The organism is Chryseobacterium sp. SIMBA_029 (genome assembly GCF_046535275.1).
In the GTDB taxonomy this organism is placed as follows: domain Bacteria; phylum Bacteroidota; class Bacteroidia; order Flavobacteriales; family Weeksellaceae; genus Chryseobacterium.
Genome location: NZ_JAWRXA010000722.1, coordinates 1 through 245, shown reverse-complemented (window position 1 = coordinate 245; position 245 = coordinate 1). Strand labels below are relative to the sequence as shown.

Sequence of the window (245 nt, the reverse complement as noted above, 5' to 3'; positions counted from 1 at the left end):
CATCACGCTAAGCTGCACAGCAGTATCACTAATACCACTGGAAGAGGCAATCTGATCTCCTCCATGTATAATAATACTGCATGATCCAAACTGATTCATATTTTCCATTATTAATCCTGCCGAAATTATATATACCCCTTTCTTTGCAACTGTATACTGGCTCGTTGCATTGTTCCATGATCCAATAGAAGGATCTGCTGCAATGTTAACAACAGGAAAAGAAAGCTTATTCGGAGGTGATGAGG

The 245-nt window shown here is 39.6% G+C and carries 1 protein-coding gene; it reads right to left on the bottom strand.

What is annotated here, in order from left to right; all coding sequences use genetic code 11:
* Nucleotides 1-245: hypothetical protein (locus SB679_RS25835; protein ID WP_410705228.1), on the bottom strand; the 245-nt coding region annotated here is incomplete at both ends.